The 20,018-nt window shown below is 71.8% G+C and carries 18 protein-coding genes; 15 read left to right on the plus strand and 3 right to left on the minus strand.

What is annotated here, in order from left to right:
• The 5 genes from AC162C_RS04590 to AC162C_RS04610 form a co-directional block, all read left to right on the plus strand.
• Positions 1-208, plus strand: a 208-nt coding sequence (locus tag AC162C_RS04590; RefSeq protein ID WP_484096520.1) for a hypothetical protein, incomplete at its 5' end; no start/stop codon positions are given.
• Positions 209-403: 195 nt separating this feature from the next.
• Positions 404-1,165, plus strand: a complete 762-nt coding sequence (locus tag AC162C_RS04595; RefSeq protein WP_484096521.1) for a hypothetical protein — start codon at positions 404-406, stop codon at positions 1,163-1,165.
• A gap of 144 nt (positions 1,166-1,309) precedes the next feature.
• A complete protein-coding gene (locus tag AC162C_RS04600) occupies positions 1,310-2,251 on the plus strand; it encodes a Vps62-related protein (protein ID WP_484096522.1) in 942 nt (313 codons plus the stop codon).
• 42 nt (positions 2,252-2,293) lie between these two features.
• Positions 2,294-2,791, plus strand: coding sequence for a flavin reductase family protein (locus AC162C_RS04605; protein ID WP_462974203.1), 498 nt, complete (start codon positions 2,294-2,296; stop codon positions 2,789-2,791).
• A 66-nt stretch (positions 2,792-2,857) separates the two neighbouring features.
• On the plus strand, positions 2,858-4,102 hold the full coding sequence (locus tag AC162C_RS04610; RefSeq protein ID WP_484096523.1) for a peptidoglycan-binding protein: 1,245 nt from the start codon (positions 2,858-2,860) through the stop codon (positions 4,100-4,102).
• Here AC162C_RS04610 and AC162C_RS04615 read toward each other — a convergent pair.
• The 3 genes from AC162C_RS04615 to AC162C_RS04625 are packed head-to-tail and all read right to left on the minus strand — an operon-like array spanning position 4,087 to position 9,087.
• Positions 4,087-6,585 (minus strand): ATP-binding protein, encoded by a 2,499-nt coding sequence (locus AC162C_RS04615; protein ID WP_484096524.1) that lies wholly within the window; start codon positions 6,583-6,585, stop codon positions 4,087-4,089. The two genes, AC162C_RS04610 and AC162C_RS04615, sit on opposite strands and share 16 nt — an antisense overlap.
• 52 nt (positions 6,586-6,637) lie before the next feature.
• On the minus strand, positions 6,638-7,453 hold the full coding sequence (locus AC162C_RS04620; protein WP_484096525.1) for a sugar phosphate isomerase/epimerase family protein: 816 nt from the start codon (positions 7,451-7,453) through the stop codon (positions 6,638-6,640).
• Complete coding sequence (locus tag AC162C_RS04625; protein ID WP_484096526.1) at positions 7,450-9,087, minus strand: phytoene desaturase family protein; 1,638 nt, start codon at positions 9,085-9,087, stop codon at positions 7,450-7,452. Before AC162C_RS04625 ends, AC162C_RS04620 begins: the two co-directional genes overlap by 4 nt.
• Before the next feature lie 180 nt (positions 9,088-9,267).
• Here AC162C_RS04625 and AC162C_RS04630 point away from each other — a divergent pair, with 180 nt between their 5' ends.
• From AC162C_RS04630 to AC162C_RS04675, 10 genes are all read left to right on the plus strand, one after another.
• Positions 9,268-10,122, plus strand: coding sequence for an FAD binding domain-containing protein (locus AC162C_RS04630; RefSeq protein WP_484096527.1), 855 nt, complete (start codon positions 9,268-9,270; stop codon positions 10,120-10,122).
• A gap of 2 nt (positions 10,123-10,124) precedes the next feature.
• Positions 10,125-10,616, plus strand: coding sequence for a (2Fe-2S)-binding protein (locus AC162C_RS04635; protein ID WP_484096528.1), 492 nt, complete (start codon positions 10,125-10,127; stop codon positions 10,614-10,616).
• Complete coding sequence (locus tag AC162C_RS04640) at positions 10,613-13,069, plus strand: xanthine dehydrogenase family protein molybdopterin-binding subunit (protein WP_484096529.1); 2,457 nt, start codon at positions 10,613-10,615, stop codon at positions 13,067-13,069. Before AC162C_RS04635 ends, AC162C_RS04640 begins: the two co-directional genes overlap by 4 nt.
• Entirely contained in the window at positions 13,066-13,518 is a 453-nt protein-coding gene (locus tag AC162C_RS04645) for an SRPBCC family protein (protein WP_484096530.1), read from the plus strand. The genes AC162C_RS04640 and AC162C_RS04645 overlap by 4 nt, the downstream gene beginning before the upstream one ends.
• A 255-nt stretch (positions 13,519-13,773) precedes the next feature.
• Positions 13,774-14,850, plus strand: coding sequence for an LLM class flavin-dependent oxidoreductase (locus AC162C_RS04650; protein WP_484096531.1), 1,077 nt, complete (start codon positions 13,774-13,776; stop codon positions 14,848-14,850).
• Positions 14,843-16,072 carry a M20 family metallopeptidase gene (locus AC162C_RS04655; RefSeq protein ID WP_484096532.1) on the plus strand — a complete coding sequence of 410 codons (1,230 nt, stop codon included), beginning with the start codon at positions 14,843-14,845 and terminating at the stop codon, positions 16,070-16,072. The genes AC162C_RS04650 and AC162C_RS04655 overlap by 8 nt, the downstream gene beginning before the upstream one ends.
• Before the next feature lie 95 nt (positions 16,073-16,167).
• Positions 16,168-17,040 (plus strand): fumarylacetoacetate hydrolase family protein, encoded by an 873-nt coding sequence (locus tag AC162C_RS04660; protein WP_484096533.1) that lies wholly within the window; start codon positions 16,168-16,170, stop codon positions 17,038-17,040.
• Positions 17,041-17,184: 144 nt separating this feature from the next.
• The gene (locus tag AC162C_RS04665; protein ID WP_484096534.1) at positions 17,185-18,345 is read left to right on the plus strand and encodes a M24 family metallopeptidase; all 1,161 of its coding nucleotides are present in this window, start codon (positions 17,185-17,187) and stop codon (positions 18,343-18,345) included.
• Between the two features lie 55 nt (positions 18,346-18,400).
• Positions 18,401-19,582: a homocitrate synthase/isopropylmalate synthase family protein gene (locus tag AC162C_RS04670; protein ID WP_484096535.1), complete on the plus strand. Its 1,182-nt coding sequence runs from the start codon at positions 18,401-18,403 to the stop codon at positions 19,580-19,582.
• A gap of 1 nt (position 19,583) precedes the next feature.
• Positions 19,584-19,979 carry a RidA family protein gene (locus AC162C_RS04675; RefSeq protein ID WP_484096536.1) on the plus strand — a complete coding sequence of 132 codons (396 nt, stop codon included), beginning with the start codon at positions 19,584-19,586 and terminating at the stop codon, positions 19,977-19,979.
• Positions 19,980-20,018: the final 39 nt, after the last annotated feature.

Genomic DNA, 20,018 nt, shown 5'->3' on the forward strand with positions numbered 1-20,018 from the left:
ACGCTGGGAGCAGGTGAGCGACAACCCGTGGAACGCGGTGTCGTCGGCGGACGTGAAGTACGACTTCGACTCACTCGTCGTCAGGGGTGGCCCGAGCGGGCAGCGCCCCGCGATCTTCACGTTCGGCGGTGATCGCGAGGTGTCGTTCGCGGATCCGAGCCCGGCGCTCGTCGACGACGAGGTCTGGCGCTTCGCGCCGCCCGGCTGATGCTCCCACCGTGATCGTGGTGTCGCCTGGAAGAGCGGCTGGAAGAGCGGCGGAGCGACACGCGGAGGATGCACGGGGAGGCGGCTCCGCGAGGCCTGTCACGCGCTTCCGTTGACGCCGTCCCACGGCTTCCGCACACTGAAGGACTGCACTGTTCGGGCCGATCCGAGGAGGTCGACGGGGATGCAACGCGTGATGACGGTTGGGGTGGGGCTCGCCTTGATGGTGCTCGTCGTGGGGAGCGCTGCCGCGAGCCACTCGTGGGGCAACTACCACTGGGAGCGCTCGGCGAACCCGCTCGCGCTCGTCATCGCCAGCAACAGCCCCGCGTACGCCGGTCAGCTGAGCACCGCAGTCGGCGACTGGAACAGGTCGAAGGTGCTGAGCCTGTCGACCACGGGCGGTGCGGGCCTCGACAAGTGCGGCGCCGTCGCCGGCCGCGTGGAGGTCTGCAACGACCGCTACGGGTTCCGGCAGGGAGGATGGCTCGGCATGGCCCGGATCTGGGCGTCGGGTGACCACATCGTGCAGGCCACGGTGCAGTTGAACGACACGTTCCTCGTCGACGACTCGCGCTACAACTCGTCCGCGTGGAAGCAGATGGTCGTCTGCCAGGAGATCGGCCACGCGTTCGGCCTCGACCACCAGGACGAGAGCTTCAGCAACCCGAACCTCGGCACGTGCATGGACTACACGCGTGACCCGGGGTCGAACCAGCACCCGAACAGTCACGACTACGCGGAGCTGGAGTCGATCTACGCGCACCTCGACGGCGGTGGAGGCGGCGGTGGAGGCGGCGGGGGCTGCCCGCCGCGGAACCCGAACTGCGGCAACGGCGGCATCGGCAACGCCCCGCCGTTCTCCCAGGCGAGCCGCGCGAACGGCTCCGTCTACGTCGACCGGTTGCCGGGCGGCGTCACGCGCGTCACGCACGTGCTCTGGGTGCCCGAGCGCTAGGCGCGCCGCTCCGCAGCGCAGCCAGGGGCCGGTGCGTCCCCGTCTGCGAGCTCGATCCGGGCGGGGGCGTCGCTCGGCTGCGGTGAGCCCGGATCCGGGGCGACCCGGATGACGTGCAGCCCACCCGGGAGCGACCATGGGTGCATGGTGCGGTCGTCCGTGATCGCGGCGGGAACAGCAGTCGCCGCGCTCGTCGTCGGCCTCGCGGCTGCCGCGACCCCCACTGCGCGGACGCCGGACGCGAAGCTCCTCGAGCGGCACCGCCCCGTCGTCGTGCTCCACCCGGACGAGCAGCTGTTGCCGGTGGCGGTGGACGGGTTCCTCGCCGACAGCGACCTCACCGTGCAGGCGGCGGACGGAACCTGGGGGCCGACCTCGACCCCGCTGCCGCAGGCGCCGAAGGGCGCCCGCCTCGATCAGCGCCTCTGTCGCGCGGTCGACGGCCCGGACGCGACCGCCTGCTACGCAGCGGCGCAGGCAGCGCACGACACGAGGCTCACCGTCTACGGGGCGGTGTTTCGCACGCGCACTCGAATCGTGCTCGAGTACTGGCTCTTCTACCCGTTCAACCCGTACGAGCACGTCGCGGCGCAGGGACGGTTCTGGCAGGCGCACGAGGGCGACTGGGAGCTCGTGAGCGTCGTGCTCGACGCGCGCGAGCGCCCGGTGCTCGCCGGGCTCTCGCGCCACTGCTCCGGCGTCCGGCGCGCGTGGAGCCGCGTGCCGCGCCGTGGGTCGCGACCGGTCGTCTACGTCGCGCTCGGGTCGCACGCGAACTACTTCGGCCCCGCGACGCGGCCGCTCGACCGGGCCTGCTGGCCGAAAGAGGCGCTCGCGGTCTTCGACGCGTACGAGATGAAGCCCGTCGATCGCGCCGCCCGCGGTCGTACGGTCGCGCCGCGCGTCGCGCCCGTTCGGGCCGCGTCCCCGGGGGGGATGCGGTACCGCGGTGCGTGGGGCGAGGCGCAGTACGTCGGCTTCCCGAACATCGACCCGATCACGTACGGGGCAGGGCCCCAGGGGCCGGCATTCCACGACGCGTGGCGTACGCCGATCCGCTCCCTGCTCGAGTGGCCCGTCGGGTGAGCGCGCGTCGACCGCCCGCAGGCGACGTGCCAGACTGAGGGCATGCCCGTCTCCCGCGAGGAGTTCGTCGCGATCATGAGCGCGTTCCCCACAGGCGTCGCGATCGTGACCACGCTGGACGCGGACGGGACGCCCCGGGGACTGACGACGAACGCCGTCACGAGCGTCTCCGCCGACCCGCCGATCCTGCTCGTCTGTGTCGACCGGGACTCCCGCACGCTGCCCGCGCTCGTCGCGCGCAAGCGGTTCGTCGTCAACTTCATGCGCGACGACCACGAAGCGGTGTGCCGCGTCTTTGCCTCGAAGGCGGACGACAAGTTCGCCGACGTCGCCTGGACGGCCGGGCGGGACGGCGTTCCCGTCCTCCACGAGGGGGCGATCGCCCACGCCGAGTGCGAGACGCTCGACGAGCTCGTGATCGGCGACCACGTCGTGGTCACCGGGCTCGTCGTCGGCGGGGACGCTCCCGCGGAGTCCGACGTGCCGATCGTCTACGTCAACAAGGCGTACGCACCGGCCCCGACGCCGCCCACCGCGTAGCGATCCACTCCCGCGCGGGCCGTGGACGGCGAGGAATCGCCGCCCACGGAGCGAACATGGTCCCCGATGCGTCGGTCGGCTGTCATCGGCGCCGTCGTCGTATGCGCGCTCGTCCTCGCTCCGGCGGCGGCGGCAGCGAGCGCGAGCATCGCCGCGCTCCAGGTCGCGCTGCGGGCGAACGGCCTCTACGGGGGACCGATCGACGGCGTCGACGGCACGCTCACGAAGACGGGCGTGCTCTCGCTCCAGCGTCGTGCCGGCCTCACGCCCGACGGGCGCATGACGGCGAGGACGCGCCGGGCGCTCGGCCGCCTCGGCGGCCCGCTGCTCGGGCAGCGCGAGCTCGGCGTGGGCAGTGTCGGGTGGGACGTCGCTGCGCTCGAGTTCACGCTGCGCCAGTACGGCCTGCCGCGGTCGGCCGTCGACGGGCGCTTCACGCCGCGCACGACCCGTGCCTTGCAGAGATTCCAGCGTGCTATGAGATTGTCTCCCGACGGGATCGCGGGCCGTCAGACGTTCCGTGCTCTCGCGTCGCGGGCCGGCGCCGGTCGGACGGCGCCTGCCCCTCGGATCCACGTCGTTCGGCCTGGCGAGGGGTTCTACGCGATCGCGGAGCGGTACCGGGTCGGTGCGGCGACGCTCGCACGTGCCAACGGGCTGACGCTCTCGTCGCTCCTCGTGCCGGGCCAGCGACTGCGGATCCCGGGAGCGAGCGCCGGAGCGGCGCGGCCGAAGCCCGCTCCTTCTCTCGTGCACACCGTGAGACCGGGGGAGAGCTTCTTCTCGATCGCCGCCCGCTACCACGTCAGCCCGTGGCAGCTGGCGCGCGTGAACGGCCTCGCGCTGACCCGGGTGATCGTACCGGGGCAACGCCTCAGGATCCCTGCCGGCGCCCACGTCGCGGCCGCCCCCGGCGCCGTAGCCAGAGGCACCGTGCGCGGCTCGCTCGACCACTGGTCGGCGGTGTACGGCGTCGACCCGAAGCTCGCGCGCGCGCTCGCGTGGATGGAGTCCGGCTTCCAGCAGGACGTCGTCTCGAGTGTCGGGGCGATCGGGGTGATGCAGCTCCTGCCCGAGACGTGGGAGTTCGTCGACACGGTCCTCCTCGGCCGGCGGACGCCGCGCACGGCGGACGGCAACGTGCAGGCCGGCGTTCGCTACCTGCGCTGGCAGCTCGACCAGTTCGGAGGAGACGTCCGCCTCGCGCTCGCCGGCTGGTACCAGGGCGCACGGGCGGTCCGCGAGGTCGGGCTCTACGAGGACACGAAGGAGTTCGTGCGGATCGTGCTCTCGCTCTACGGCACCGTCTGAGGTGGCTCGAGCGCGAGCCGGACGGCGCCGCTGAGCTGGAGCAGCCGGCCGTCGTCGACGCACTCGAGAAGGAGGTGCTCGCGGGAGTCGCGGAGCGGGGCCGAGAGCTCCTCGAACCAGCCCCTGGGCGACAACAGCGGTGCCTCGTCCTCCGCCTGCAACAGCGCGCCCCAGAGCGTTCCGGCCCGCCGGTGGTCTCCGCGCAGCTGTGCCGCGCGCGCGAGGAGGAGGAGCACGAGCCGTAGGCTCAGGCGATCGTCGAGACGGGTCGCCAGCTGCAGCGCGGCCCGACCTGTCTGCTCGGCGCCCTCCAGGAGCCCGAGCTCGACCTCCAGCTGCAGCTGTCCCGAGAGCGACCAGAGCGCCCACAGCTCGAACCCGCACGCCGTCGCCGCCGCCACGGCCTGCCGTTGCAGCTCGACTGCGGTCTGCAGGTCGCCCTCGCCCTCGGCGACATCTGCGAGGGTCGAGAGCATCTGCGGCTCGACGATCGGGTTGCCGACAGCCTCGTTCAGTCTGCGCACCTCGGCCACGAGGCGGCGCGCCTCGTCGGGCGTCTTCCCCCAGCCGGCGTGCACGGCGAACCGCGCCAGAAGCGCGATCGCGTTGTCGTCGTCCCCGAGCTCGCGGAACATCTCGAGCGACGTCCGATACAGCTCCTCGCCGCGCTCCTGCTCACCGCGCCTGAGCAACTGCCCGCCGTGAACCCTCAGCAGCCGGGCGCGCAGCTCGGGAGGCAGGGCTGCTTCCGCGAGCGCCTCGATCCTCCGGACACCGTCGCGCACGTCGCTCGTCACCCAGAACGACTCCACGGCGACGACGATCTCTGCTGCGAGCACGGGGTCGTGAAGGGTCGCCCAGTCCAGCGCGCCGCGCAGCTCCTCCTGCTCGGCGAGCACCCGCGGGTAGTCGGGCCTCGCACGTCCCTGATCCTCGGACGAGAGGTGCGCGGCCCGCGAGAGCTCGAGCACGTGCTCGGCGTGGCGTCGTCGGACCCGATCCTCCTCCGTCGGCTCCCCGGCGAGGCGCTCGCGTGCGAACTCACGGATCGTCTCGAGCATCCAGAGGCGCTCGCTGCCGTCGGGCTCGTTGCGTCGGCGCAGGAGGCTCTTGTCGAGCAGCGAGCCGAGCGTATCGAGGTCTGCGTCGCACACGTCTTCGGCCATCTCGAGCGTGAACCCACCCCGGAAGACCGCGAGCCGGGCAAAGAGCTCCTGCTCGCGGTCGTCGAGCAGGTCGTGGCTCCACGCGATGGTCGCACGAAGCGTCGCATGGCGCTCGTCTGCGTCGCGAGCGCCGGAAAACATGTCGAGGCGCTGCCCGAGCCGCTCGAGCAGCCGGGACGGGTCGAGGAGCTTGATGCGCGCCGCTGCCAGCTCGAGCGCGAGCGGGAGACCGTCGAGGCGCCGCACGAGCTCGTGGATCACCGGCGTGTCGGAGAGCTCCGGGCGGACTGCATGCGCCCGCTCGAGAAACAGGGCAACGCCGTCCTCCTCCCTCAGCGGCGGCAGGTCGAGCTCGGTCTCCCCGCCGATCCGGAGCGGCTCGCGGCTCGTCACGAGCAGGCGGATCGCCGGAGCGGCGGCGACGAGCTCGGCGAGCGGCCGCGCAGCGGCGGGGAGCAGCTGCTCGACGTTGTCGACGAGCACGTGCGTGCGCCTGTCGGCCACACGGGCCGCCACGGCCGCGGGGTCGGCCGACGCCGCGCCGAGTCGCTCGGCGATCAACGGGACGACGAGCTCCGGGTCGCGAAGGGGTGCAAGACCCACGAACACCGTGCCGCCGTCCGCCTCCTCGGCGAGCAGCCGTGCGAGCTCGATCGCGAAGCGGGTCTTGCCGGTGCCGCCGGGGCCGACGATCGTGAGCACGCGGGGCTCGCGCTCGTACCAGGTGGCGACGGCATCGTAGAGCTCCGGTTGGCGCCCGACGAAGCAGGTCGCCGGAGTGGGGAGGTCTATCGCGCCGGGTGTCCGCACGGCCGCGAACGCGCCGCCCCCGATCTGCAGCAGGCGCGTCGGCTCGGCGACGTCCTTCAGGCGGTGCAGCCCGAGATCGCGGACGTCCGCCGCTGCCGGAAGCAGCGCGTGCGTCGCCTGCGTCAGCAGCACCTGGCCGCCGTGGGCGAGCGCCGCCACGCGCGCGCCCAGGTGGACGTCGGCGCCGACGTAGCCCTCGTCCGTGACGGTCGGCGTGCCCGTGTGCAGGCCGACGCGAACGCGGATCGGCCCTTCCTCGAGCGCCGCGACGCCCTCCAGCGCGGCGGCGGCGGCTCCCTCCGCCGTGGGGAAGACGACGAGGAATGCGTCGCCCTGTGTGTCCACCTCGACGCCGCCGTGTGCCTCGAAGACCGAGCGGAGCGCTCGGCGATGCGCGGCGAGCGCTTCGGCATACGCATCCGGCCCGAGATGGTGGAGGAGCCGCGTCGACCCCTCGATGTCCGTGAACAGGAACGTGACCGTCCCCGAGGGCAGGTCGGTGCGCATCGGCGGAACTCTACGGGCGCGTGGGACGGTCGCCCGGCGGCCGCGACGCGGCTCAGAGGAGCGCGGCGGCGGCGGCGTGCGCGCGGCGGGCCGCCTCGTCGACGGGGAGGCTCCAGAAGCCCTCCGGCGTCGAGAAGATCTCGACGTCGAGGTAGCCGTCCCAGCCCGCCTCGCGGAGCACGTCGACGAACGCGCGCGAGCGGCCGTCGGGCCTGGGGAGCACGCGACCCGCAGACTCGTCGGCGGGCCAGTCGGCGACGTGGAGGCCGAACACGCGCTCCAGGTGCGTCCCGAGCCAGATCGACGCCTGCGGGTCGTCGGCGAGGTTGTACGTGTCGACCAACATCCCGAGCACGAACTCGAGGCCCGCCTTGCGCAGGAGCTCCCAGGCGTCGACGACGCCGTTCAGGAACGACGTGTCGTCGCGCTGTGTCCGATGGATCGGCTCGAGCGCGACGCGGACGCCGGCCGCGACGCCGGCGCGTGCGACGGCACGGAGCCCGTCGATCACCAGGTGGCGTGCCTCGTCCTCGTCACGGTCGCCGCACGGCCCCGTGAGGCAGAGGACGCAGCCCGGCTCGTATGCGGCGAGGCGCGTCACCGACCTGCAGAGCGCCTCGATCCGTTCCTCCGGGTCCGGCGGCCCCTCCATGCCGGGGATGCCGAGCGGGAGGATCGACGGCACCGCCGGCACGCAGGTCGCGACGCCGAGCCCGGCGTCGCGCAGGAGCGCGCGGTTCTGCTCGTCGTCCTCGGGGAGCTTGAACTCCCAGATGCCGATGCCGTCGAACCCGGCGGCGGCGTACGCCTCGACGTCCTCGGCGAACGAGGCCCCGACCGTCGAGATCTCGGAGAGGCTCAGCCTCACGACCGCCCCGGGAGGCGGGCCAGCAACCGTCTCGGGAGCGGCGGCTTCGTGAGCTCCTTCGCGACGAGGTACCCGGATCCCCCTCCGAGGCCCGGCCCGGGGTGCGTGCTCGCTCCGACGAGCCAGAGGGCGTCGACCGGCGTCCGGTGCCCGGGAGTCTCGGCGAACGGCCGCCACAGGAGGTTCTGGTCGAGTGCGCACGAGCCGCCGTAGATGTCTCCGCCGACGAGGTTGCAGTTGAGTGCCTCGATCTCGGCGGGCGACAGGACGACGCGCTTCAGCGTCGCCGAGTCGAGGTTGGTGATCGCCTGCCCGAGCCGGGCGACGATCCGGTCTGCGTACGCCTCGCGGAGCTCCTCCGTCCAGGTCCCGTCGCCGACGTCGACCTCGCCGGCTGCGTCGCCTCGCACCGGGCCGGCCGGAAGCTCCTGGAGCTGGATCCAGAGGATCGACTTGCCCTCCGGCGCGCGGGACGCGTCGAGCGCGCACGGCTGCCCGCAGACGATCGTCGGCTCGGCGGGGAGCAGTCCCCGCTCGGCCTCGTTGACGGCCCGGGACACACCGTCGAGCCCCGGCGTGACGTGGACGATCGGGCTGCGGGCGAGCTCCGACGCCCGGCCGCCCGCCCACGCAGGCGGTGCGTCGAGTGCGAGATGGATCTGCATCTCGGCGCGCCCGTAGCGGAAGCGCTCGGTCGCCGCCCGCACCGGCTCCGGCACGTCGACAGTCGCCAGCAGCCGGCCGTACAGCTGTGTCGGCGTCACGCTCGCCACGACCGCACGTCCGGCGGAGATCGTCTCGCCGCCCACGAGCCGCACGCCTGTGGCGCGCCCTCCCGCGACGAGCACGCGCTCGACGTCGGCTCCGGTGCGGACCTCGCCGCCCGCGTCGCGCACGATCCCGGCGAGGCCGTCGACGAGCACACGCCCTCCGCCCCGGGGCACCGGCATGCCGCCGAGCTGCAAGGCGGCGGCGATCACCTGCGTCATGAAGCCCGACGCCGCCTGATCGGGGCCGAGCCCGGTGTGCAACACCCAGGGCGCGAGCAGGCCGTGCGCCTCCGGGCTGCGGAACGTCTGCGTCACCCAGTCGCGACACGTGACGAGTGTCTGCCCCGCGAACTCGAGCAGACCGCGCCGCCCGAACCGTCGGAGGGCCGTGCGCCCGAGAGAGAGCCCGGCGCCCGACCAGAGCTCCGTGCCGAGGATCCCGAACGCGAGATCGGCGTTCGCCATGAAGCGCTCGAAGAACGCCGCCCACGCGGCGCCGTCCCCGTCGGCGAAGCGGTCGAGCTCCGCCGCGTTGCCCTCGAGCGACGTCCAGACGAACGCGGCCGTCCCGTCCGGGAAGGCCGTTCCCGTCGGCAGGTCCGTGTTCAGGTACTCGAGCCCCCGGGCGTCGAGGGCGTCCTTGAGCTCCGCGTACGCCGCACCGCCGGTCCACAGCGGATGCCACGACGCGAGCACCTCGTGCGTGAACCCGGGAAGCGTCAGGTCGTCGCTCGTGAACAGGCACCCTCCGAGGCGCTCCTCCCGCTCGAGCACGCAGACGCTCCAACCATCCTGTGCGAGCAGCGCCGCGCCGGCGAGCGCGTTCACACCGGAGCCGACGAAGACCGCGTCGTACGACGCCATGGTGCGACTCTACCGCGACCGGCGCGTGCGCTCACGGTCCGCCGTGGGCGGCGTCGCGTCGCCTCTGCGTCGGCCTGTGCGTGCCCGGCGTCTGCCTCGTGCGGGGATCGAGCGGCATCGAGCACGCCGGCTTCGGTTCCTTCTTGACACGTCTCCGACCGGTCTGCGAGGTTTCGGGACATGCTTCTTCGAGAGGTCGAGTACGCGCGTCCGTCCACCATCGAGGAGGCGTTGGCCCTCCTCTCCGAGCACGATGGGGCACGTGCCCTCGCAGGGGGTCAGACGCTCGTCAACGTCATGAAGGCCCGGGCCGCCTCGCCCGACGTGCTCGTCGATCTCGCAGATCTCGACGAGCTCCGCACGATCACGTTCTCCGCCGACGGCGGATCGCTCGAGATCGGGTCGATGGTCACGCTCAGCACCCTCGCGTCGTCCTCCGAGGTCGACGTGGCGCGGCCGGTGCTCGCCGAGGTCGCGGGGACCGTCGCCGACGTCCAGGTGCGCAACCGCGGCACGATCGGCGGGAACGTGTGCGTGAACGACCCGACGAGCCACTTCCCGCCGCTGCTCGTCGCGCTCGACGCGTCGTTCACGATCCTCGGCGCCGGCGGCGAACGGGTCGTCCCGGCGGCGGACTTCTTCGTCGGCGTCTACCTCACCGCCGTCGGCGAGGGCGACCTGCTGACGAAGGTCTCGGTCCCCACGCGCGCAGCGGGCTCCGGCGACGCGATGTGCGGCATGACCCTCGGCGCCCACGGGACGTACGTCGTCAACGCCGCCGCCAGCGTCGGCGCGGCGGGCGTGCGGGTCGCGATCGGCTGCGTGTCGAGCACCCCCGTGCGGGCGACGGCGATGGAGGAGCGGCTCGTGGGCGGGGACTACTCGGAGTCGGCGGTGGCGGAGGCCGCGCAGGGCCTCGGCTCCACGCTCGACCCACCGTCCGACGTCCATGCGTCGGCCGACTACCGCCGTGCGCTCGCCGAGGTGTCCGCGGTGCGCGCGGTCTTGCAGGCGGCCGAGAGAGCGAGGGGATAGCCGTGGCGACGACACCCACCACCTCGAGGGCGATCGCGCTCGAGATCAACGGCGAGGCAGTGGAGCGGGAGGTTCCTGCGTCGCGGCTGCTCGTCCATCTGATCCGTGACGACCTCGACCTCACCGGGACGCACATCGGCTGCGACACGGGCAACTGCGGCGCCTGCACCGTGCACGTCGACGGCGTGCCCGTGAAGAGCTGCATGATGCTGGCCGTCCAGGCCGACGGCACGCGCGTCAGGACCGTTGAGGGCCTCGCGCCCGACGGCGAGCTGACGCCGCTGCAGGAAGCGTTCTCCAAGGCGCACGCGCTGCAGTGCGGGTACTGCACGCCCGGGATGCTGATGAGCGCGTCGGCGTTGCTCCAAAGCAGCCCGAGTCCGACCGAGGACGAGATCAAGGTCGCCCTGCAGGGCAACATCTGCCGCTGTACCGGCTACTGGAACATCGTGGAAGCGGTGCACGAGGCCGCCCGAGGAGGTGGAGAGGCGTGACGGCCGTCGAGACGGAGCAGACGACGCTCGAGAAGGGGTTCATCGGCCAGAGCGTCCCCCGCAAGGAGGATCGGCGCCTCGTCCAGGGGCAGGGCGTGTTCTTCGACGACATCAAGCGTCACAACATGGGCTACCTCCACTTCGTGCGCGCGCCCTACGCGCACGCGAAGATCGCCTCGATCGACGTGTCCGCCGCGCTCGAGCTCCCCGGCGTGTACGGCACGCTCACCGGGGACGAGGTCGCGCTGCAGACGGACCCGTTCTTCCAGATCGCCGCCCCTCCGGGCGGCCACGTCAAGGACTACGCCCTCGCCGTCGGGCGCGTGCGCTACATCGGCGAGCCGGTCGTCGCCGTCGTCGCCGAGTCCCGCGAGCGCGCCCGCGACGCCGCCGAGCTCGTCGTCGTCGACTACGAGCCGCTCGACGTGATCGTCGACGCGCGCACGGCGCTCGACGAGGAGGCGCCCGTGCTGCACGACGAGGCCGGGACGAACATGTCGTACACGGGCGTGTGGGAGTGGGGGGACGTGGACGCGGCGTTCGACGAGGCCGACCACGTCGTCCGCATCAAGGAGCTGCACTTCGACCGCTTCAACTCGACGCCGCTCGAGCTGGACGGGGCGCTCGTCGAGTACAACCGCGGCACGGGGCAGTGGACGATGTACACGAACAACCAGTTCCCCGGCTTCGCCGTGATCATGATGGCCCCGGCGATGCGCGTCGGCATCGACAAGCTGCGGATGGTGACGCAGGACATCGGCGGCGGGTTCGGCAACAAGATCACGTCGCACCCGCAGCTCGTCGCCTGCTGCCTGCTGGCGCGGAAGCTGAACCGGCCGATCCAGTGGACGGAGTGGCGGACCGAGTTCCACCAGTCGATGTCGCACGGCAACGAGCGCTGGTTCCACGACGTCGAGGTCGCCGTCCGGGCCGACGGGACGATGACCGCCCTGCGCTGCCGGGCGCTCGACGACGCCGGCGCCTACCTCCGCTACGAGCCCCTCGGCGGCGTGATCTGGTCGCAGGTGACGCCGGGCCTGTACGGCTGGCGCAACATCCGGGTCGAGTTCACGCAGGTGATGACGAACAAGGCGCCCGTGTCGCCGAACCGCGGCTACTCGCGCATGCAGCAGCTGTGGCTGACGGAGCGGGTGATCGACATCGTCGCGGCCGAACTGGGGCACGACCCCGTGGAGATCCGCAAGCGCAACTACATCACGACCGAGCAGATGCCGTACGAGACGCCCAACGGGTGCGTCTACGACTCCGGCGACTACGCACGCTGCCTCGACATCGCGCTCGACCTCGTCGGGTACGAGTCGCTCGCCGAACGGCGTGCGGACGCGGCCTCGCGCGGGAAGCTACTCGGCTTCGGGATCGGCTCCACCCTCGACTCCGGCACGAACAACTTCGGGCAGTCCCAGCTCCTGAACCCCGATCTCCAGTTCTCGGGGAACAACGAGGTCGCGACGGTGAAGCTCGACATCTTCGGCGAGGTCGTCGTCACCCTCGGCACGACCCCGCAGGGCCAGGGTCACGAGACGACCGCGGCCCAGGTCGTCGCCGGCATCCTCGGGTGCGACGTCGACCAGGTGACCGTGCGCGCAGGGCACGACACCTACTGGAACTCGCACGCCGGGTTCTCCGGGACGTACGCGAGCCAGTTCGCGGTCACCGGTCTCGGCGCCGTGAAGGGCGCCGCCGAGGGGCTGGCGGGGCAGATGAAGAAGCTCGCGTCGATGGTGTTCCAGTGCCCGGAGGAGGCGATCGAGCTCGCGGACGGCTTCGCCCGCATCAAGGACAACCCGGAGGCGGCGCTCCCGTTCATGGCGCTCGGCGCGATCCCGAACGCGAACAACGCGGGCTTCCCCGAGGACCCGCCGCCGATGAACTGCCGCTACGTGTACAGGCCGCCGTTCGACGTGCCCGACAAGGAGCGCAAGTTCGGGAACCTCACGCTCACCTACGCGACCCAGATCCACGCCTGCGTGATCGAGGTCGATCCCGAGACGGGCGAGTACGAGATCGTCGACTACGCCGCCGTCGACGACTGTGGCACCCGCATCAACCCGAAGATCGTCGAGGGTCAGGTGATGGGTGCGACCGCCCACGGGATCGGCGCGGCGATGTGGGAGACGTTCGCCTACGACGACGAGGGGAACCTCCTCACGCCGAACTTCTACGACTACCACGTGCCGCACGTCATGGACATGCCGCCGCTCAAGACGGCTGCGATCGAGTCGCCGTCCCCCTTCACCCCGCTCGGGGCGAAGGGCATGGGCGAGGGCGGGGGCGGCGCGATCCACTGCATCTCCTCCGCCGTCCAGGACGCGCTCCGGTCCGGCGGCCACGACGTGTTCGTCTACGACAGTCACAACCCGTACCACCGCGTCTGGGAGATGCTCACGCATCCCGCGCCGGCACGGGCCAACGTGGAGGTGAGTTCGAAGTGAGGGTCGAGGGTACGAGGGAACTACCGGCCTCGCGCGAGGTCGTCTGGGACGTGATCAACGACCCGGCGCAGATGGCCACGCTGATGCCCGGTGTCGAGAGCTTCGAGATCCAGGACGAGCGCCACTGGACGGCCAAGGTGAAGGTGCCGCTCGGGCTCGGCGGGCTGAAGATGACGATGAAGTTCGAGAAGGTCGAGGAGCGGCCGCTCGAGTTCGCGTCGCTCAATGCGAAGGGGACCGGCGTGGGGGCGATGATGAACATGACGACCTCCTTCACGCTCAGCGGCGAAGGCGACCAGACCTCGATGGCGTGGGAGGCGGACGTGAAGATCGCCGGCCCCGTCGGCGCGATGGGCCAGCGCGTCCTGCAGCCGATCGTCAACCAGCAGGTCGAGAACGTGCTCACTGCGCTCGAGACGAAGGTCACGGAGGCGGGGGCGAGCGACTAGCGTCACCCGGGCCGTCGGTCGACGCGTCGGGGCCGGCGCAACGAGGTCACTCGTTCGCCGGGAGGCACCCGTCGGCTCGTCGCGCCCGCGCACGATCTCGAGCCGCGTCGTCGACGCCGGCGGGGGCGACGGCCTCGGCGTGGCGGGTGCGCGCTCCCTGCACGGAGCACGCGCGCGACGCGCGAGACGGGCCCCGGATTTGCTGATAGGTTCTGGTGACATGTCACGGATCACGGAGCCTGGGAGGAAGGGCTGATGGCGCTGCCGCTGCGCATCGGCGTGATGCAGCTGACGATGGAGCCGCTCGACGAGATGCTCGCGACGGCGCGCGTCATGGACGAGGCTGGGATGGACACCGTCTGGCTCGCCGAGGCGTACCCGTGGTGGCGCAAGCACCAGATGGAAGCGCGGTCGTCGACGGTCGTCTCCGCGCTGATGGCGCGCGAGACGGAGCGCCTGACCATAGGCTGGGGGATCATCTCGCCCTACACGCGCCATCCGGTGCAGGCGGCGATGGACGCCCGCGTGGTGCAGGAGGCGGCAGGCCCCGGCCGGTTCATCGTCGGCTTCGGGACGTCGAAGATCTTCCTCAACAACACGAAGCAGGGCGGCCCACCGAAGGTGACGAAGCCGCTCGCGCACATGCGGGACTCGGTCGAGATCGTGCGTGGCATCCTCGGCGGCGGCCGCTTCGAGTACGAGGGGAAGGCGTTCTCGGCGGACATCCCCGCGCTCTCGTCGGAGGCGCACGCGCCGGGCTGGGACGTCCCCGTCTACGTCGCGGGCACGGCGCCGCTGATGCAACAGCTGGGCGGCGAGATCGGGGACGGCGTCCTCACCCCGTCCATCACCACGCCGGCCTTCGTCCGCTACACGCGCGAGAACATCGAGGCGGGTGCGGCGAAGACCGGCCGCGACCCCGACGAGGTCGACCTCGGCTGCACGATCGTCGCGTCGATCCACGCGTCCGATCGGGATGTCGGCCGCGACGGCGCGCGCGAGATCGCGGGCATGTACCTCGCGAACAAGGTGCAGAACATCGCCGGCGCCGCCGACACACTGCTCGAACTGGCCGAGATCGACCCCGAGGAGATCCGCCCGGTGGCCGAGGCCATGGAGCAGGGCGGGCGCCTCGCGGCCAAGGAGAAGGTGACCGACTCACTGCTCGACCGGTGCAAGCCGATCGCAGGCACGCCGTCCGAGTGCATCGCGGCGATCGAGGAGTACCGGGACGCCGGGTGCACGCACGTGATGCTCGAGCTGTGGGGTGACGACCGGCACGGGCAGATCCGGCTGTTCGGCGAGAAGGTGCTCCCGCACTTCCGTGACTGAGATCACCGTCGACCGCGAACGGCTCGTCGCGACGGCGAGCCGGATGATCGACACACCGAGCTTCACCGGCTCGGAGCAGGCGATGGCGGAGCTGATGATCGAGCTCTGCGAGGAGCGCGGGCTGCGCACGCAGCGGCAGCAGGTGGAGGAGGGGCGCGCGAACGCGATCGGCACCTGGGAGGGCGTGGGCGGCGGGCCGACGCTCATGTTCAACGGTCACGTCGACACGTCGTACTCGGGGCGTGAGCCCTGGCTGCGGAACGTGCCGGGGTTCCAGCCGAGCGCCTTCGTCCGCGGCGAGCGGCTCTACGGGCTCGGGATCTCGAACATGAAGGGCGCGCTCGCCTGCTACGTGGAGGCCGTCCACGCGCTGCAGGATGCGGGTGTCCGCCTCCGGGGCGACGTGATGATCGCCGCAGTCTGCGGGGAGATCGAGAAGACGCAGTACGGCGACGCCGTCGGGGCGGAGTACCGGGGCTACGCCGCAGGGTCCCGCTATCTCGTCGCACACGGTGGCGTCGCGGACATGTGCCTGCTCGGGGAGCCGACCGAGGGCAAGGTGGTGCTCGGGCACTACGGCGCGCTCTGGGTGCGGATCCGTACGCACGGCGATTTCATCCACACCGCGTTCAGCGAGGGGAGACGCGACCGCAACTCGATCCTGCGGATGCACGAGGTGCTGGCCGCGGTGCACGAGTGGATCCCGTCCTGGGAGGACGACCCCGACAACGCGTACCGGGGGGCGAAGGCGATCGTCAACGTCGGCGCGATCGAGGGCGGGTTCGGGTGGCGCGTCTCCCGGACGCCGCACCACACGGACCTCTTCCTGGACGTGCGCGTGCCGCCGACGAAGCCGATGGCGGTCGCCCGGCGGCAGGTGCTGGAGATGGTGCGCGACTTGGCGGCGCGCTTCCCGGACTACGGGGTCGAGGGCGAGGTGTACGTGACCGCCCCCGGGGCCGAGATCGACGAGGGGCACGAGCTCGTCGCCGCGATCGACGCGTCGCACGAGGAGGTGTTCGGGTCCGTGCCCGAGCGCGACGTCACGCGCTGGTTCTCGGACGCGTCCGTGCTGACGCGGTATGGCATCCCCACGGTGAACTACGGGACCTCGACCGGGTTGATGGACGTCGAGCTGGGCGAGAACCTCGAGATCGACGGCCTCGTGCGCACCGCCGAGGTGTACGCCCGCGTCGCGCTCCGCGTGTGTGGCGTCGCATGAGGGAACGGTGCGCCTTCGGGCCCCGGGCGAGGTCGGTGGTGGCGTTCGCCGTCGTCGCAGGGGTGGAGACGGGAAACGAGAGAGGGAGGTGAGCCGTGAAGCTCGTCACGTTCGGTGAAGGAGCGGGGAGGGCCGGCGTCCTCGACGGCGACGAGATCGCCGTCCTCGACGTCCCCACGATGCGCGAGTACTTCGAGCGCGGCGGCGCGGACGAGACCGGCGAGCGCGTGTCGCTTGCCGAGGCGCGTCTGCGGGCGCCGATCGTCCCGAAGAAGTTCTTCCACACCGCGGGGAACTTCCGGGAGCACGAGGAGGAGTCGAAGCAGGTCGGCTGGTCGCACGAGATCGCTCCGTGGATCGTGTTCTTCCAGAACGTCGACGCGATCGTCGGCCCCGACGAGCCGGTCGTCTACCCGGAGCACCTGACCGAGGAGCTCGACTACGAGCTCGAGCTCGCCGTCGTGCTGCGGAAAGCGGGCAAGTGGTTCTCGCCCGAGGAGGCTCAGGACTACATCGGCGGCTACGTCATCTTCAACGACGTCACCGCCCGCGACATCCAGCGGCGGGAGATGCGCTCCGGCGTGTTCTCGTTCTGCAAGGCGATCGACACGTTCTGCCCTCTCGGCCCGTGGATCGTCACTCCCGACGAGGTCCCGGACCCTCACGACCTCGCGATGACGCTGCGCGTGAACGGCGCGGAGCGCCAGGTGTCACACTCGAGCCGCATGTCCGTGACGATCCCGGAGATCCTCAGCCACTACTCCGCCCTCGGCTACTCGGCCGGCGACGTCCTCTCCACGGGCACGGTCTCGGGCGTGGCCGGGTTCTCGCCCGACGCGGCCTCCCTCTACCTGAGGCCCGGCGACGTCATGGAGTGCGAGATCGAGCGGATCGGCGTGCTCCGCAATCCGGTCGTGTCCTGGGAGGAAGGGCACGGCGAGCCCGCGCCGCCGCGAGTGCGCTGGTGAGACGCCCGGCTGCGGGACACGGCGGCACACCCCCGCCCGGGTGGGGAGCCTTCCCGCCTCCCTCTGAGATCGACGATACCGACGCGGTCGATACCGCTCCGTACCGGTTCCGCGCCGGGTTCGTGCCGTGAGCGGGGCGGTGGCGTGAGCTGGGAGCGGGACGACGCGAAGCTCGACCGCGTGCGGGCGCTGATGGACGCCGGGGGCCTGGACGCGATCGTCGCCCGCGCACCCGACAACGTCCTCTACCTGACGAACTTCTGGGGGATGAAGGGGTACGACGCCGTCGTGTTCCCGCGCGAGGGAGAGCCGACGCTGATCTGCCTCGAGGCGTCCGCCGACGACGCCGCACGGACGGCGTGGACGGCCGACGTCCGCCTCTTCGCCGGCTACCACCCCTCGGATCCCCGCCCGCCGACGGCCCGGGTGCTCGATGCCGCCGTCGATGCCGCGGCGCCGTACGAGGTGATCGGGATCGAGTCGACGCTCGGCACGCAGGCGTCCGACCGGATGGTCGGCGAGCCGACGACGTACACGAAGGCGTGGTTCGACGCCTTCCCCGCCGCCCGGGACGCGACGGCGCTGCTCGCGGAGGCGCGATCGGTGAAGACGGCCCAGGAGATCGAGCGCCTGCGGCTCGCCAACGAGATCGCGGGCGCCGCGATGGATCACGTTCGCGGTGTGATCCGGCCGGGCATGTCGGAGGCGCAGGTCGCGGCCGAGTGGCTCGGGTTCGTCCACGGCGAGGGGACGGGCTGGGCGGGGAAGGTCGAGCTCGCCCTCGGCTTCTCGCTCGTGTGGTCGGGGCCCGGGATCAAGACGTTCACGGCGACCACGGATCGCCCGGTGGTCGAGAACGAGCCGACGCTGTTCGAGATCTGGGTCTGCGCCGACGGCTACTGGTGCGACCACACGAAGAACGTCGTGTGCGGCGAGGTCACCGAGCGCTACCGCGAGCTCGAGACAGGGCTCCGCGCCGTGTACGACGAGGCGGTCGGGCGCTGCGTGCCCGGGGCGAGCCTCGCCGACCTCGACCGCGCCGTTCGCTCCGGCATCGAGCAGCTCGGTTTCCCCGGGCAGCCGACGCATCCGGTCGCGCACGGTGTCGGCGCTCGCGCGCACGAGCCGCCGTACGCCCATCAGGCGGGAGGCGGCGAGGTTCGCGAGGGGATGGTGCTCGCGATCGAGCCCGGCTGCTACTGGCCCGAGGGCGGCGGGCTGAGGCTCGAGGACAACTTCCTGATCACCGACGGGGAGCCGGAGAAGCTCTGCCCCTTCCCCGACGGCGTCGTGAGAGCGGCCTGATGCGGCGCCGAACCGGCATCGATGCTCGGCCGCGCCCGACGCGAGGAGGACGGCGATGACGCTCGACCGCTCACAGATCTGGACCGGAGAGGTGAACGAGGCCGCGCTCGGCGTCCGAGACGCCGCGCCCGTCGGCCTCTACGACACCACCTTGCGGGACGGGGAGCAGACGATCGGCGTCGTCCTCTCGCCCGACGACAAGCTCGAGATCGCACGGGCGCTCAGCGACGCCGGCGTCGATCGCATCGAAGCGGGGTTCCCGCGCGTCTCGGCCGACGACTGGCGGGCCGTCGAGCTCGTCGCCCGCGCCGGGCTCCGCGCCGAGGTGTGGGGGTTCTCGCGGGCGGTGCCGGCCGACGTCGAGGCGCTCGTCGAGATCGGCGTCGGCGCCTCCGTGATCGAGAGCCCGATCTCGGACGGCAAGCTCGACGCGCTCGGAGTCGATCGCGAGACGATGCTCGAACGGATCGCGTCGGCCGTGCGCTTCGCGACCGACCACGGGATCCGCGTGTGCTTCTTCGGCGTCGACTCCTCGCGCGCCGACCCCGGGTTCTTCACGCAGGCCTACGCGACCGCCGTCGACGCCGGGGCCGTCGAGATCGCCGTCGTCGACACGCTCGGGATCGCCAGCCCCGAGGCGGCGGCGCTCCTCGTCGAGCGGGCCCGGGACGCCGTCGGGCCCGACGTGCCGATCCACTGGCACGGGCACGACGACTTCGGGCTCGCCACGGCCGCCGCGATCGCGGCCGTGCGGGCGGGCGCGACCTGGGTGCAGGGCACCGTCAACGGCATGGGCGAGCGCGCCGGCAACGCGGATCTCGTCGAGGTCGCACTGGCGCTCGAGGCCCTGTACGGGATCCCGACGCACCTCGACCTCGCGCGCGCCCGCGAGCTGTCACGGCTCGTCCAGGCACGCGCCGCCACGCCGCTCCCGCCGTGGAAGCCCGTGACCGGCGACGCCCTCTTCACGCGGGAGTCCGGCGCCGTCGCCGCCCAGTTCCACGATCCCCCCGCGATCGAGCCGTACTCGTCGGCGCTCGTCGGCGCCCGCCGCGGGATCGTCCTCGGCAAGAAGAGCGGTCTCGACTCGATCCGCATCAAGGTCGCCGAGCTCGGCCTCGACGTCCCCGAGGAGCAGCTGCCCGAGCTGCTCGCGGGCGTGAAGGCGCTCGGCACCGAGCACCGCCGGCTCGTCTCGGACGACGAGTTCCGCACCCTCGCAACGAAAGGAGCATGAGATGCCAAACAGAAGGCTCGTCAACCCCGTCGGGCTCCATCCGGCCCCCGGGTTCTCGCACGTCGCGATCGCCGAGGGCACGACGGTCGTCCACGTCGCAGGCCAGGTCGCGCTCGACGAGGGCTTCTCGATCGTCGGCGGCGACAACCTCGAGGCGCAGACCGAGGCCGCGATGCGCAACGTCGGCGTCGTTCTCGCCGCGGCCGGGGCGGGCTGGGACGACGTCGTCCGCCGCACGATCTACACGCTGCACCCGACGGAGTACGAGGCGATCACCGCCGCCATCGACCGTGTCACCGGCGGCGCCGAGCATCCGGCACAGACGATCGTCGGCGTCACCGGGCTCGCCGTCCCGGGGCTCCTGATCGAGATCGAGTGCACCGCCGTCCTCGCGTGAGCGGGCGTGCGGCCGTCGCCGGTTTGACTGACATGACAG

The sequence above is a fragment of the Gaiella sp. genome (assembly GCF_057140465.1).